The organism is Starkeya nomas, assembly GCF_902703545.1.
Lineage (GTDB): Bacteria > Pseudomonadota > Alphaproteobacteria > Rhizobiales > Xanthobacteraceae > Ancylobacter > Ancylobacter moscoviensis.
On record NZ_CACSAS010000001.1, the window covers coordinates 341,688 to 355,443 of the forward strand.

20 protein-coding genes are annotated in these 13,756 nt (G+C 67.2%); all 20 read right to left on the reverse strand.

Going from position 1 to position 13,756, the window contains the following annotated elements; genetic code table 11:
* Position 1 precedes the first annotated feature (1 nt).
* Positions 2-340: a DUF2190 family protein gene (locus tag STARVERO_RS01670; RefSeq protein ID WP_159597680.1), complete on the reverse strand. Its 339-nt coding sequence runs from the start codon at positions 338-340 to the stop codon at positions 2-4.
* A 14-nt stretch (positions 341-354) separates the two neighbouring features.
* Positions 355-1,488: a hypothetical protein gene (locus STARVERO_RS01675; protein WP_159597681.1), complete on the reverse strand. Its 1,134-nt coding sequence runs from the start codon at positions 1,486-1,488 to the stop codon at positions 355-357.
* Between the two features lie 237 nt (positions 1,489-1,725).
* Positions 1,726-2,271, reverse strand: coding sequence for a phage virion morphogenesis protein (locus tag STARVERO_RS01680; protein ID WP_159597682.1), 546 nt, complete (start codon positions 2,269-2,271; stop codon positions 1,726-1,728).
* A gap of 59 nt (positions 2,272-2,330) precedes the next feature.
* Positions 2,331-3,701, reverse strand: a complete 1,371-nt coding sequence (locus tag STARVERO_RS01685) for a PBECR2 nuclease fold domain-containing protein (RefSeq protein ID WP_159597683.1) — start codon at positions 3,699-3,701, stop codon at positions 2,331-2,333.
* A gap of 1 nt (position 3,702) precedes the next feature.
* Positions 3,703-5,211 carry a DUF935 domain-containing protein gene (locus STARVERO_RS01690; RefSeq protein ID WP_159597684.1) on the reverse strand — a complete coding sequence of 503 codons (1,509 nt, stop codon included), beginning with the start codon at positions 5,209-5,211 and terminating at the stop codon, positions 3,703-3,705.
* 89 nt (positions 5,212-5,300) lie between these two features.
* Positions 5,301-6,962 (reverse strand): phage terminase large subunit, encoded by a 1,662-nt coding sequence (terL, locus tag STARVERO_RS01695; protein ID WP_159597685.1) that lies wholly within the window; start codon positions 6,960-6,962, stop codon positions 5,301-5,303.
* Positions 6,959-7,459: a DUF1804 family protein gene (locus STARVERO_RS01700; RefSeq protein ID WP_159597686.1), complete on the reverse strand. Its 501-nt coding sequence runs from the start codon at positions 7,457-7,459 to the stop codon at positions 6,959-6,961. Before STARVERO_RS01700 ends, terL begins: the two co-directional genes overlap by 4 nt.
* Before the next feature lie 7 nt (positions 7,460-7,466).
* Positions 7,467-7,700 carry a hypothetical protein gene (locus tag STARVERO_RS01705; protein WP_159597687.1) on the reverse strand — a complete coding sequence of 78 codons (234 nt, stop codon included), beginning with the start codon at positions 7,698-7,700 and terminating at the stop codon, positions 7,467-7,469.
* 145 nt (positions 7,701-7,845) lie between these two features.
* On the reverse strand, positions 7,846-8,187 hold the full coding sequence (locus STARVERO_RS01710) for a hypothetical protein (RefSeq protein ID WP_159597688.1): 342 nt from the start codon (positions 8,185-8,187) through the stop codon (positions 7,846-7,848).
* The gene (locus STARVERO_RS01715) at positions 8,184-9,299 is read right to left on the reverse strand and encodes a peptidoglycan-binding protein (RefSeq protein ID WP_159597689.1); all 1,116 of its coding nucleotides are present in this window, start codon (positions 9,297-9,299) and stop codon (positions 8,184-8,186) included. Before STARVERO_RS01715 ends, STARVERO_RS01710 begins: the two co-directional genes overlap by 4 nt.
* Positions 9,300-9,379: 80 nt before the next feature.
* On the reverse strand, positions 9,380-9,817 hold the full coding sequence (locus tag STARVERO_RS01720; protein ID WP_159597690.1) for a hypothetical protein: 438 nt from the start codon (positions 9,815-9,817) through the stop codon (positions 9,380-9,382).
* On the reverse strand, positions 9,814-10,167 hold the full coding sequence (locus STARVERO_RS01725) for a hypothetical protein (RefSeq protein ID WP_159597691.1): 354 nt from the start codon (positions 10,165-10,167) through the stop codon (positions 9,814-9,816). Before STARVERO_RS01725 ends, STARVERO_RS01720 begins: the two co-directional genes overlap by 4 nt.
* Complete coding sequence (locus STARVERO_RS01730) at positions 10,164-10,832, reverse strand: regulatory protein GemA (protein WP_159597692.1); 669 nt, start codon at positions 10,830-10,832, stop codon at positions 10,164-10,166. Before STARVERO_RS01730 ends, STARVERO_RS01725 begins: the two co-directional genes overlap by 4 nt.
* The gene (locus STARVERO_RS01735; RefSeq protein ID WP_159597693.1) at positions 10,829-11,035 is read right to left on the reverse strand and encodes a hypothetical protein; all 207 of its coding nucleotides are present in this window, start codon (positions 11,033-11,035) and stop codon (positions 10,829-10,831) included. The genes STARVERO_RS01730 and STARVERO_RS01735 overlap by 4 nt, the downstream gene beginning before the upstream one ends.
* A 29-nt stretch (positions 11,036-11,064) precedes the next feature.
* Complete coding sequence (locus STARVERO_RS01740; protein ID WP_159597694.1) at positions 11,065-11,739, reverse strand: hypothetical protein; 675 nt, start codon at positions 11,737-11,739, stop codon at positions 11,065-11,067.
* Positions 11,736-11,993: a hypothetical protein gene (locus STARVERO_RS01745; RefSeq protein WP_159597695.1), complete on the reverse strand. Its 258-nt coding sequence runs from the start codon at positions 11,991-11,993 to the stop codon at positions 11,736-11,738. Before STARVERO_RS01745 ends, STARVERO_RS01740 begins: the two co-directional genes overlap by 4 nt.
* The gene (locus tag STARVERO_RS01750) at positions 11,990-12,160 is read right to left on the reverse strand and encodes a hypothetical protein (protein ID WP_159597696.1); all 171 of its coding nucleotides are present in this window, start codon (positions 12,158-12,160) and stop codon (positions 11,990-11,992) included. The genes STARVERO_RS01745 and STARVERO_RS01750 overlap by 4 nt, the downstream gene beginning before the upstream one ends.
* Position 12,161: 1 nt before the next feature.
* A complete protein-coding gene (locus STARVERO_RS01755) occupies positions 12,162-12,992 on the reverse strand; it encodes a DUF6551 family protein (RefSeq protein WP_159597697.1) in 831 nt (276 codons plus the stop codon).
* Positions 12,989-13,309, reverse strand: coding sequence for a hypothetical protein (locus STARVERO_RS01760; RefSeq protein ID WP_159597698.1), 321 nt, complete (start codon positions 13,307-13,309; stop codon positions 12,989-12,991). The genes STARVERO_RS01755 and STARVERO_RS01760 overlap by 4 nt, the downstream gene beginning before the upstream one ends.
* A gap of 139 nt (positions 13,310-13,448) precedes the next feature.
* Positions 13,449-13,751 (reverse strand): hypothetical protein, encoded by a 303-nt coding sequence (locus STARVERO_RS01765; protein ID WP_159597699.1) that lies wholly within the window; start codon positions 13,749-13,751, stop codon positions 13,449-13,451.
* Positions 13,752-13,756 lie beyond the last annotated feature (5 nt).

Here is a 13,756-nt window from a genome sequence, read left to right on the forward strand (position 1 = left end):
ATCAGCGGATGAGGATGCGGACGCGACCCCCGATGGGGGCGGCGTTCAGCGCGAGGCCAGCAACATTGACGTTGGCCGCCTTGGCGATCGGCTGGCCATTGGCGTCCGACACCACGAGGCCGGGGGCGGCGATCTCGGCGCCAGCGATCATGTCGACGATTCCGACAGCGACGTACGGGATGGCGTCGCCGGCAACGCCGGCCATGGCGGAGATACCTTTGACGACACCATCGAGCCCGGCCTGGGCGTTGGCGAGCGTGATGAAGCGGCGCTCGGCTACCGTGCCGGTGAGGACGGCAGTATCCTTGAGCGTCTCGATGCTTCCCATGTGCGGCGGCATGTGAGGATCTCCGGTCAGATGTTGGGATCGACGGCGCGCACCGCGTCGAGATAGCCGGTGCCGGGATGGGCGCGCTGATAGGCGAGGGCCTTTGCGTGCGCACCGAGACGGTCGGCATCGACGGACAGGCGGCCGTCGGATGGCGCCGCGAAGGAGGGAACATCCTGGGGAGCGTCGCTGGGAAGCATGCCGCCGAGGGGCACGACCTTCGGCAGCTCGCGCAGGAGCACCTTCAGCGCATCTACCGGAGCGATTGCAGCCTCACCGGCCGCGAAGGCCACGGGTGCGTTGCTGCCGCCGGCCAGCGTATCCAGCACGACGACAAGCCGATCCTGGTGGGCCGGCAGCACGCGGCCGGCCTGCGCCAGCTCGGCGGCAAAGGCGACGTTGGCGCCGTGGGTGGCCTGTCGCTCTGCGTCGGCAAGCGCCTTCTCGCGGGCGGAAAGCTCGGCCTCGCGCGCGGCGAAATCGACCGGCGCGGGCGCCGGGGCGGGGTTGGTCATGGTCGGATCCTCGGGATTGGGGGCGGCATAGGTCGGGGCCGGGACCCGTTCCGGCTCGCGGGCGGCCTCGTCGAGCCAGCGGATTTCGTAATCCGGCAGCACGCGGTCAGCGTCTTCCAGGCTGAACTTCTCGATCAGGAATTCCCGCATCCGCCGGAACAGACCGGCGGCCTCGCGCGTGCCCGCCGCGAATTCGACGGTAACGACGTCACCCGCAGCGAACGAGACGGTCTTGAGCCCCGTGACGGCCGGGGCCGCCGCGCCGAGGAACCCCACGTGGCGCGGATACCAGGTGCCGGGCTGCGGATTCGCCGGCTCGGCAGGGCGGAAGAAGGCGAGCGAGACCTTGCGGTAACGCTTGGCCTGCACCGCGTCGGCGAAGGCGGGCACGATGTCACCAATCTCGGCAGTGAGACGCTGCGCGTGGTCATCGAACGAAAAGGAGCGGGCCCAACCATAGGCCGGCGCATCGGCGGCGGGGTGGCCGATCACCACGGGCGCCGGCGCGGCGTCCGCGTCATAGTTCGCGGCGAGCCGACGCAGATCCTCGGCCGAAAAGGTGATCGCCTCGCCGCCCATGGTGACATGGGTGCCGGGTCGAAAAACCTCGATGGTGCGGGTGGCAGGCGGTGTCGCTGTCGTCATGCTGGCGACGCTAGCCGCGACAGCAAACGGATATGATGGGACAATGTCCCTGGGACTGCCGCCAGAGCATGGCGCACCGGGCGACTGCCGCCGATGGCGGCGGGCGGAGATCCTCCCCGATGGCAATGGCCGTTTGCGGCGTTTCTGACGCCTATCTGACGGCCCTTGCGCCGCGTCAGGCTATCTCGCTAGCCTCGGGAGCGTCCAGAGCCTTCCTGCGCGATCGTCGCAAAGGTCTCACTCATCGCTCATCCCCTCGACCTCCAGCCACTCCTCGACCGCATCGCGGGCGGCCTCCTCGTCCTTCGGACCGAAGCCGACGATGGGTCGGGCGGGGATCGTCACGATGACCGCCTTCAGGAAGGCGAACCCCGCGCCGCCGGCGCCGACCACCGGCACACGCAGCGCCTGGGCGTTCTTGGCGCGGATCTCATGCGTTGAGCCGAACTGATGCACCACGTCGTAGGGCGGCGCATTGATGCCGACGCGCAGACTGTTGCCGGATATCTGATAGGCGCCGGAGCTGCGCAGACGGCGCGTCACCTGAAGGATGTGCCCGCTGCCGCCGCGCTGGACGACGGTCGAGAGCGACAGCGGCGCCCAGGTGCGCCCCTGCGGATCGGATTCAGTATCGAACCGCTCGTCCTGGGTGCGCAGTAGCGCCTCGCCGACATTGCGCAGGCCGCCCTCGATGTTCTCGGTGCGATCCGCGAGCTGGCCGAGGACGCTGGCCGCGCGTTTGGCGGACTCATCGTCGAGCGCTATTTTGATTTCGCCGAGCATGGCCTATATTCCCCTGGATTGGTTCATGGCTGCAGCGGGCCGCTATCCTGCTCAGTGGGTCATGGATCCGAGCGGGCCGGAGCGGCGGCCCCGCTCTCGCTGCGGCGCCACAGCAGCGCGCCGCGTCTCTGATTGTCGAGATAAGACGCACGCGCCGGCGGAAAGACTGTGGCGCCCTGCCAGCCTGACAACGTCCAGTGAAACGCGCTGAAACCACCACCGCCTGCGGCGCGGCGGAGATAGGAGCGCACGAGCTGCACGCCGCCATCGAGGCGGCGCGCCCAGGACACCCAGATCTCGTCGGGATCGGTCAGCGTTTCGGCGAGTTGCGCGAGGTGCGTTTCGCGGCCGGCCTTCTTGACCTTCCACTCACCCGCCGCGTCCCGGAACAAGCTCTCGGATATTGCAACCACATGGCCGGCCGGATCGCGCCATGCCACCGGGGCGCCGATGTCCGCGCCGAAGGCCGAAAGAAACTCGCGCACATAGTCCTGATCTCGCAGACCAGTCGGCAACTCCGGCACAACGAAGGGACGGGGAGGTGGCAGCGGAGGAAGGTCGAGCGGCGTCATACGCTCCGCACCGGCCGGCAATATGTCGAGCGGTTGCTGCAGCTCGCGCGGCACAAGTCCCTCGGACCAGTCGCGGCCGGGCGCGTGATCCCAGCCAAAGCCGACGCCTTCCGGGACATCGACCATGTCGCCGGTCGCGGGATCGCGCACCTTGCGCGTGGGTAGAGGCGGCGCCGCCTCCGGCTCGGCGATGTCCATGCGCGTCAGATCGCGGCGGGAGAGTGGCCGGACACCGCAGGAGCAGAACCAGCCATTCGGAGGGTAGATGCGCTGCCAGATCGGATCGTCGGCACGCCAAACCTTGCCGTGCCAGGCGAGGTGCTGCTGACGCGGGCTGCGCGGCGTACGGGTCTCGCCATGGCGATACTGCCAATACGGCCGGACCTTCAGCAGGTCGGGGTGCGTCATCTGCGCATAGCGGCCGGCAGCATAGGCGGTGCGTAGATTGGTCTCGTAGATCACACGGGCGCGCCATGCCCGGCCGGCCGCGGTGTCCTCGCCGGTCCAGCCCGTCCAGCCATGTTTGGCGACGATCGCTTCAAAACGATCGCGGAATTCCGCCGGCGTGATGCCCTCGGCGATCGCCGCGTCGACCGCCCCGTGCAGGTCCGCCAGAAGCGCATCCTTCGTCGCGCCGGCAACCACGAAGGCGCGATCATGCGCGCGGCCGTCGAGATCGCGCCAGGTGCGCGTCGGCAGGCGCACCTTTTGCCGATGGAAGTCGATCGACTCCTGCATCCGCACGCGAAAATCGTCGCCCGAGGCAAAGGCGGTGCGGGGCGGCAGACGCCGGCGCTGGAATGAGAGCGGGCGAGCGGCCGGCCGGATTGACGCGAGGATGCGCGCGGCAACGCTCATCTCATTTGGTCTCGTCGATCACGTCGGCCCGGCCTGTCAGGTCGGCCAGGGTGAGAGCCGGCGTCAGGATCTCGCCCAGCGGGGTGATGTCCAGATCCTGATAGATCGCAAGGAAGCGTGCCTTTATGGCGTCGAGATCCTCGCCGGCGGCGATCGCGGCCTCGACCACGTCGCCGGCTGACGTCAGCCAGGCGTCGATCGCCGGCTGCGCGGCATCGCCGAGTAGGTTGGCGATATCGCCGACACCGTGATCGCCATGCGCGGCGAAAGCCGCGTCCAATGCTGTGCCGCCGAGCATTGCGCGTGCAGGATCGGGCGGTGGGGCGAACTGCTGTTTCAGCGCGTCGTCCGCGATCACCGACGTGCCGGTGATCTCGCCCAGGGTGGCCTCGATACCGGCCGCCGGCCGATAGCCCTTGCGCGCCAGCTCGAAGAGGTTGTCCATCTCGCTTTTCTGGCGAGCTGCCTTCTTGGTGCGGTGTTCCTCCTCGGCCGTCTCGTTCTTCGGCCGGGGACGCCAAACCTCCGGCGGCTCGGCGCCGGGCACATTAAATTCTGTGATCCAGCGAGACAGGTCGGCGATGGTGGCCGACAAAAGGTCGGCGTCCGCATCGGCAAGCCCGGACGATTCCTCGCTATGGGTTTCGCTCGCGGCGCGGGCGCCCTGGCCCTGTTGGTTGGTCGACAGGGTTTCGCCGAGCACGGCGACGCTGGTCTGCTCGTCCCAGAAACGGCACCACTCCTCATAGGTCGCCGCGCCCGAGCGCGCCGCCTCCAGAAATTCGACATCCGTGCCGATCGGCACGACCAGGGCGCCCTTCTGCACCAGGTCGAGCAGATGGTTGAGCAGCTTGTCCTGCTGGTCGGGTGGGGTGCCGAACGGATACTTGGCGACGGGCGTGGGTGAGGCGTACTTCTCCAGGAAGTGCGACCAGAAGCCGACGCCTTCGCGCTTGAACAGCACATGCCAGAACAGCACCCGGCCGAGGCCCCGGCCATAGGGGTCGGAGCCGTCCGCATCATGTCGGTGCACGATGAACTTGCGCTCCGGCAGTTCCTCCCCCTCGAAACTGTTCTCGCGGGTGAGCAGGCGCGGACGCCAATCGCGATCGAAGACGAAGCGGGCGCGCTGGTGCGGCACGACGCGCGCGGGGAAGACCTCGCCGCCGCCCACGGCCCACTCGATCTCGGCGACGGAATAGCCATAAAGCGTGGCCCCGAGCAGGTCGCGGCACAGCCGGTCAAAGCCGATCCGTTTGAGCTGGCGTTCGACGACGTCGGCCGCCTTGCGATCGACCGCACGCTTTGAGGCCGGTAGAACCTCCCATGGGCGCGAGATCACTTTCATGGTGCGCTTGTTGAGGACGGCGAGAGCATGACCGTCGCGGCGCACCTCGTCATAGAGCCGGATGCCTCGCGCGCCGCCCTTGGCCAGCAGCGTCTCGTCCTCGGAGCGCAGCACCGAGGAATAATTCGGGATGGTGATGTCATTGCCGGGCGTTGCCAGCATGCGACGCATGTCGGCCGAGAGGACCGCCTGCGGCGCGGCGGCGGCGAAGGCGGCCGGAGCGCTGGTGGCGCGGCGGCGGGATCGCTTGCTCATGACAGCCGATAGCCTCCCATGGTGTTGTGGTTGCCGACCGAGCCGCCCCGCATCGAGCCGACCGAGCCGGCGGCGCCGGCGCCGTAGCGGATGGCGAGGCTCCACAGCATTTCCAGCGCGTCAGGGCCGTCGTCATGGTCGGCGAATGGAAATTGCTGGAGCTGCTGGAGCAGCGTGGAATGAGCCGCGTTGAAGCGGATCGAGCCGACCGAGGTGTGTGGCTGCAGCCGCTCGATGCGCAGGGTCTTGTCGGCGATCTGATCTACCGGTAGGGCCGGCAGCATGACGCCCTGCCGCAGTGCCTCCGCCATCAGCGTGGTGCGCAGGAATTCCTGAAACTGCACCGTCTCTACCGCCCAGAGCTGGCACTGATATTCGCGCTGCAGGGCGATGGTGTCGGCGATGATGACGTCGGGCAGGCGCTTGCGGATCGAGGCCTCGACCACACACAGCACGGGCGAGGATCCCGTGCGATCGAGCGCGCCGACCAGTATAGCGGATGGATCTCGGCCCTTGCCGGACTTGCCGAGGGACGGATCCACCGCGCCGAAATGCAGCCACTGCCGGCTCGCCATGACGAAATAGTGCAGCTTCTGAAACGGCGCGTTCTCCGGCGTAGGCACACCCTGCTGCTCGCTGGCGAAGGCGCTGGGACTTTCGACCCGCTCTTTCATGAGCTGGAGCAGTGTCTGCATGGCCGGCCAGTTCAGCACCGCGCCCTCGTCCATCCAGACCCGGTTCTGCTCATAGAACTCGCGCGCCTGATCCTCGCCGTCGTTGCGGAGGATTTCCTCGAAGCGGTCCCACAGCTTCATGTCGCTGGGCATCGTCATCAGCGCCTTGAAGTGGTGCTTGCGCCAGCCTGGCCGCGCCGCGTTGCGCAGGATCACCGCGTCCCAGTGCACCACGGTGCCGATGTGCAGGAGATCGAGCGAGCCATCCGCCGGGCCGAGCTTGAGCACGGCTTTCAGCACCCAGCTCTCCAGCTTGTCGCGCTGCTCGGGCGAGCGGACATTCTCGTCATTCTCGATGTCGTCGAGCACGACCAGGTCGGGGCGATGAGGACCATGGCGGCGGCCGCGCAGCTTCATGCCGCCGCCCACGCCCTGGATCATGACGTTGTTCTTGAGGACGATCTCACCTTCGCGCCAGACGCGCCCCTGGCCGGCGATCTCGGGGAAATCCATGATAAGGCGCGGATTTTCCTCCAGCTCAGTCTTGATCGCCTCGATCAGCAGCGCGGCCTGGGCGTAGCTGTCCATCGCGATGATGGCGTAGCGCGAACGCCCGATGAGTGCTCGCCAGATCGGATAGATGAGCGAGATCAGCGTGGATTTCGCCGCGCCGCGCGGCGCGATCGTGACCTCACGCGCGCCGCCGCCGGCGGATGCGATGCGGGGAAGATCCGCGAACAGATGCAGATGGAGGAGTGACGGTGCCTTGGTCAGGTAGTGCGGGAAATAGGTCTCTGCGAAGTACCGGAAGCCGGTGACAGGATCGAGCACATTCGCCCGGCGGGCCTTCCGCGCCGCCGGGTCGACCGGAAATGCCTCGCATTCCAGCTCGACGCGAGCCCGGTACGCCGCAGTGAACTTCGCCAACTCGTCGCGAAACTGACGAGGCGAGAGGTCCGCCTCGATCTTCGGGACGCTGATCACTTGAGCGTATCCTGTAACGTCTCACCAAACGGCTCGATAATCTCGACGAAGGCCATGACATGCTCGGGATGCTGCTGCGCGATGTAGTCGCCAAGCAGCTCCAGCACCTTCATGGCGACGCCGAGCTGCGAAATCTGCGGCGACAGCCGGCCTGCGGCGGAAATCGTCTTGTTGAAGCTGTCGGCGAGGCTGGCGAGGATCTTGGCCTTTTCGCCCGGCGCGATATCGCTCTTGACTTTCAGATCGTCGATGGTCGCCTGATGCTGGATGACATAGTCGTCGATGACACCGGCGATCAGCGCATCGCGGCCCTCACCGGCGAGCGTCGTCGCGGCGCGCGCCGCGTCCCAATCGTCACCGGCGTCGCGGGCGTCGCGCTTCCAGCGACGCAGCGTGGATTCCGGTACGCCGACGAGCAAGGCGAGCGTGCCGAGCGACTGGCGCTCCACCACGTATTTGCGGCGGACGTCCCGTTTCTTGCCGTCATCATGCGCCATGGCGGGATCACGCCTTACCCGTCAGCTTCGCGACGATCAGGCTGGTGCCGACCGACACGGCAGCGGCCGCCACGGTGGCAAAGGTGGCGGAGCGCGTCTCGATGTTGCGCAGGCGCTCGTCCTGCTTGTCGAGCTTGCTGTCGATTTTTTCCAGCATGACATTCTGGTGCCCTTGCGTCGTGACGACACTGGCCAAGGTCGTTTCAACGCGGGCAAGCCGCTCGTGGATATCGTCGCTCATGCTGTTACCCCTTCACGGCTTCCAGCCGCAGTGCTGCTCGCCGAACTCGTTATGCGCCACCATGTTGCGAACGCTCTCGTCCGACATGGCCATCATCTCAGCCATGGTTTGTGGTCGCCAGGGTCGGTTCGTCTGGCACCAGGCGTCAGGGCTTGTTTGACGGACCGTCACGCACCCAGCGAGCGCCACGCTCGCGCAGAGCGCCATCGGAAAGACCACCGATCTCATTTTCTTTGTCCCTGTAGCTGGCGGCGGCCACCGCATTGTCTTGGTCGAGTTTGGCCTGGTGTTCCCGCCACCCCTGCTGGCGGGAACGGCGGAGCATGATGGCCGCGCCAAGGGCAGCACCGAGCCCGACACCGATCTGGAGTGCGCGGGAGAGGCCGACGACACGGATGAGCAGGAGGGTCGCGACGACGACGGTGGGCAGCGCCAACGCCGCCCACCACTGCCAGCCGATGCCGTAGACCATCAGCCAGTCGATCATGCTGGCACCGGCGCTGTGGCCGGCCAGAGGGCCGGGATGACATAGGTGCGGATGACGCCGACCGCGACGATGGTGACGCCAATCGCGGTCAAGAACATGGCGCCATAGCCGACCCAGTCGGAGAGGCTGGAGTATTCCTTCAGCAGGCCGGCCTGGTCGACGAGCTTCTGTCCGCCCTCGGCTACAGCGACGACGGAGAGGCCCGTCGCGGCGGGCTTCGCGGCGCTGGGCGGCTCGGGCACGGCAGGCGAACCAATCGCCGGTGCCGTCTCATTGATACGCGCCTCGATCGCGGCGAGGGTGACGTCGCCGGCGATGCCGTCCGCCTTGACCCCGTTTGCCTTCTGGAATGCGACGATGGCCGCCGTCGTCTTCGGGCCGTAGCGGCCATCGATCTTGATGTCATAGCCGAGCTGCACGAGCCTCTCCTGGAGAAGGCGCGTGTGCGGGCTGGCCTGCGCGGCCGCCCAGGACTCGGGCGCATCTTCATCCGCGCGAAGCAGTTCCCAGAGGCGATTGAACCAGGAGACACGCCGGTCATAAGCATTGTAGCCGCCATTGATCCGCTTGGTGAGGCTGCGAGCATCGTTGATGTCGGCAAGGTGGTTGCAGCCGTTTTCCGCCCAATAAGCCAACGCGGCGCGCAAGCAGTGCTCGGCCGTGACGATCAAATCCGGGTTGGCCTCAAGGCCGATCGCTGCATACGCTCGGCGGCCGGTCGTATGCATCGCGCCGCCGCCGCGAAACTTGTAGCCGTCGCCCGGATACACGTTGCCGAGGGTCTTGGCCTTTTTGGCATTTCCAACGCCATACACGCGCTCGAAGAGGGCGTATTCGTTCCCCGCGAGCTTGGCTGCTTCAGCCTGAGGGATTGCTGCGGAGTGCTTGCCGACGCCGAACACCTCGACGATGCGCTTGGCGGTGTACCTCCCGCTCTCCCGCAACTGAGAGAAATTCTGGGTCTCGACCGCAATTTGCGCGAGAAAATGCGCCAGCCGCAGCGGCGTGGTGAGACCGGCCGCCTTAAGCTCCGAAGCGCGGGATAGTGCAGTAACGAGGGCGGGCGCCGCACCCGGCGCGACTTCACGGACGATGGAAACGGCGGTGCGCATTTGGTTCGGCTCCGAAATGGGTCGGGGCCGACCTTGCCTCTGGCTCTCCAGCGATCTGATGGGACAATGTCCCAGTCGGGCTATTTCAGCAGGTCTTCGATATCAATCTGGCGAGGGTCCACCTTGCCGCGATTGTGCTTGCCCTTGCCTAGCGGTCGAGGCGCGCATTGCAGCCGGCTCACCGTGCGCTGCGAGCAGCCGACCAGCCGCGCGATCACGCTCTGTTCATAACCCTCGGCGGTGAGCTGGTCGATCACAGTCGCAAGCCCGTCCGTCGTCAAGAGGCGGCGAGGCACGTCCAGCGACGAATTACCGAACACGTCGATGAGCCGACGCGCATGTTTCTCGCCGATCCGATTGAGCGCATGCTCCGGCGTCCAGCGCAGCGGGATCCAGAGACGCGTGCCGCCAAAGACCCGCACAAGCTCGGTGGCCGCGTCCATGCCGCAATATTCCGTGACCTCGCGCAGCGTCTTGTACATGCCGGATTTCACGAGGGTGTAGCGGCCGTCGCTCATTCGCGATCCCTCGACCATTCGGCTTCCATCGCCGCCCAGCACGCCTTCTGTTCGCGGTCGGCGCGCTTGCTCGCGCGCTCCGCCTTCTGCGCTTCGTCCTTCAGGTTGAGGTAAATGAGCTCCAGCCGATTTCTCTCGCGGGGCTCGCCGTGCGCAAGCCACGCCTGAAACGCCCGCGTCTCGGCGCTACACGCATCGAGCCATTTTCTTAATGCGGCCTCCGACTTCGCACAAAGCGTGGTGTGCCGGACGGACAGCAGATCCACCTGACGGATACGCCACGGACGGCTCGCCTTGATCCAGGCGAGCAGCTCCTCGCGAGAGAGATCCTCAAGAGTGAGCGCCTTCATGCTGCGGCCCTCGCCTTGACGGCGCCGCGCAGCCAGATGCCGAGCTTCTGGATCAGCCGATCCCAGTGCGCCTCGCTGTAATGCTCGAAGGCATTCGGGCCGATGCGGCGGGCATATGCATAGGCGGCGAGATCGAGGTGATCGGGCCGGTGCGCGGCGAATTGCTTCCACGCGCCGATAGCGACAAGCCGCTCGAACTGCGCCAGGGCCACGGCGCGCTTGGCGCCGATCACGTCGCCCTTGCCGGCCGGCCATTCGACGCCGGCCTCGCGGGCGATCCACTTCTTCAACCCCTCGATGGCCGGCCGGGCCTGTTCCGGCTCCGTCAGAAACCGCGTATGGCTCACCCGCGTCTGACGCTGTACCCAGCCGATCATCGCCGTGTCGGCGGACGAGCGGACGATCGCGAGCTGGTAGGCGTCGAACCAGAGCGCGCGCAGAATACCGGCATAGGGGCCATCTGCCCGGCCCGCCGAACTGGTTGTCACGGGAGCAACGCCGAGATGGCGCAGCACGGCGTCGGCCTCGGCCGGCGACAGGTCCTTGGCTGAGCCCTTGCCGGTGACGCGCCGAAGCAACGCCCGGTAGTCGCCATCGTCGAGGCCAGCCTGACGGCGCAGCATGTGGATGCGCTTGAGCTGGGAAGGCAGGATGGCGGTGCTCATGACTTCCGGTCCTTCTTGACGGCCGGGCCGAGCGAGATCTCGGCGGCGAGGATTTGTCGGGTGAGGGCCGCGACGGCGCGCTCGGCATCGAGGCGGCGCCGGCAACGGGGTGCCATGCGGGACATCTGCTTGAGGAGGTCGTGACGCTCACGGATCAACCCACCGATGCGCCCGTGCAGCTCAAGTGCGAGCAGCGGCGGCATATCGGGGTGCTGGTCGCGAGCGCGGGGCATCATGCATTGCCCCCGAACAGCGGCAGGTCAGCCGGCTTGGCAAAGCGCGCGGCGTCGTCTCGGCGGGTCAGCAGCTTCCGCTGGCCGGGCGGGATCCACATGGGCGCTCGCGGCTCGGCGTCATGGACCCAGCAGACCCAGCAATAGTCTGTGGCGGTCGAGCCTTCCGGCTCCCAGCGCCCGCGGTGCATCGGCACGCGCTCGGCGTAGTAGGCGATGACGAAGGGCGGATGCTCGACGAAGAGCTTGTACCGCTCGTCGGTATGGAGCCAAGCGGTGCGAACGAGCAGCCCGACACCGCTAGCCGTGGTGGTGATTGCGCGGCGCGCGAACTCGACACCGAGGTTGAAGGGCGGATTGGTGAACACCCAATCCAGCCCATCGGCTCCAGTTTCGAGGAAGTCGGCGACATCCCCATAGCCATACGGGTGAATATCGCTGGCATCGACGAAGGTGAAGGTCTCGCGCAGCGGCTCGGCCATGTGGCCCTCGCCGCAGGCCGGCTCACATACGACGTCAGTTTCGGGAAGGACGCCGAGCACAGGCAGGGCGACGTGCTGCACGAAGGCTCGCGTCGCCCAGGGCGGCGTCGGAAAGAAGTCGAGACTGTCGGCGGGTTCATGCCGGGACGACATGACCGAGCTGCCGCCAAAAGGAAGGAGCGGCGGCCTCATGGGTCGATCTCCCCAACTGCCACCGCCAGGCCAATCACGACCTCGCTGAGACCGCGACTGTCTGCAATCGCATGAGCCTCACTCTCGCTCGCCGCGAGCACCGTCCCGCCATAGCGGCGGCCGTTCGCGGAGAATTCCGTAAGCCACAGGAGGCGGCGGGCTGTGATGACCGAAGCGGCGCCGGTGGCGAGCAGCGTCATGTCGTCGAACGCAATGCCGTCCGCCAGCGGCAGCGTCGGATGCACCACGATCATGATGCGCCCTCCGCGTCGGCGTTCTCCGGCGCCGCGAAGTACTGGGCCGCGGATCGGGAGAACTCCTCATACGTCCAGGACTCGGCGGCGGCGAGGCGGGCAAGGGCGGCCAGAAGCTCCGCCTTTTCCTCGGTCACAAGCTCCCACATCCAATACTGGGTGACCATGTCAGCCTCCCGCCATGCGGAAGGCCGCGCGCAGCCGGGCGGTCAGCGCGACATGGATCGGCGTGCCGGGCTGGCGTGCCATGCTGGCTTTGTCCATCTCACGGATGAGCAGCACGTCGTCGAACAGCGCGAGGATCTCCGCATCACTCCGTTTGGCGGCGCGCAACTCCCACACCACCTGGCCGGTAGCCGTCACGATCGAGGCGAGCACGCCGCCGCGAACGTTGTTGCGCGGCGTCTCGACGATGCAGCGCAGAGCCAGCACCGCGACATCGACCCCATGCCGGGCAATGACGCCGGCAATGGCGCCGACCGCCATGGTCTGCCCCGGCTCCTGGTCTAGCGTGGCGACGGGATAGCCCAGGATCTTCACGCCCGCCCTGGCGGCGACGTGCGAGACCGCGACGGCCGACGGCTCGCCCGCCGCCACCGCCGCCCGGTGCAGGGCGAGCGCGGTCACCCGCGTGGTCGCCCCGTTGATCGCCGTGAACGCCTCGGCCTGTTCGCCCTGTGTCGCGAGCACGACCTGACACGGGACACTCTCGATGCCGATCGAGGCCGCCGCCGTGACGCGGTGCTGGCCGTCGATGATGGCGTAGCGCCCGCCCTCGACTGGCGAGACGATCACCGGCGAGAACCGGGCCCAGCGGAACTCGGCGACGATCTTGCCGATATTGGCCCGGCCGGCGCGGGTGATGGGGCGCTGATAGGTTGGGTCAACGACGAGGCTGGTAATCTCCAGCCACGCCAGTTGCGGTGCCGGGCCGACCGTTTGGCGCCGATCGGCGCCGGCGACTTCCTCGTATCGCTCGATGGTGCGGAGCACGCTCATGTCAGCGTCCTCCGGTCGAGTTCGCGATAGGCGGCAGCAATCCAGTTGCTGAGGAGGCCGCTTTCCCCGCTGGTGCACGATGCAGTGACGCCGGCCATGGAAAGCCGGAAGCCGCTAAGAGGCTTAGTCAGCCGGTGGCGCGGATCTTTCACCAGCTCGGCGACAAGGTCGGCCGCAGCCTTGTGAAAGGCATCGCGGCTATCCCAATAGATGTCGCGGGGCGCGTCGGGTCCCGCCATGGCCGGTAGCCCGGCAACCTTCGCTTTGACGAAGTGGATGAGCTGCAGCAGTTCGTCGTCGGTGGCGCGCTTGCTCATGAACCCGGCCTCAGCGCGGCGGCGGCGCGGCCGGCCTCGTCAGCCTCCGCATAGGTTGCAAAGCGAAGCTCGGGCGGCGGCTCGTCGACGCGGTCCACATCGACGACACAGCTACTCGGGCGCTTGGTTACTTGCGCAATCACTGGGAGCGGTCCTTCTCGATGAGGTGGAGGGCGATCTCGTCCATGGAGCGATGGCGCCAGCGCGCGGTTCGGCTGAGCGCGATGGCGCGGGCACGCAGCGCGCGGGCGGTTCCCTCAGCCTCGAAGACGAGATCCGGATGGATGATGGTGGGGCGGGGCGCGCCGAACAGGCGCACCTGGGCGCGGATACCGCGCCGAGAGCGGCCGCAGGCATGCGCCGCATCGATGAGGCCTGCCTGGTGAACGCCCGTCTGGGTCAGGACATACACCAGGGCGACAGCGCGGCGCGGGTCGGTCATGGCCA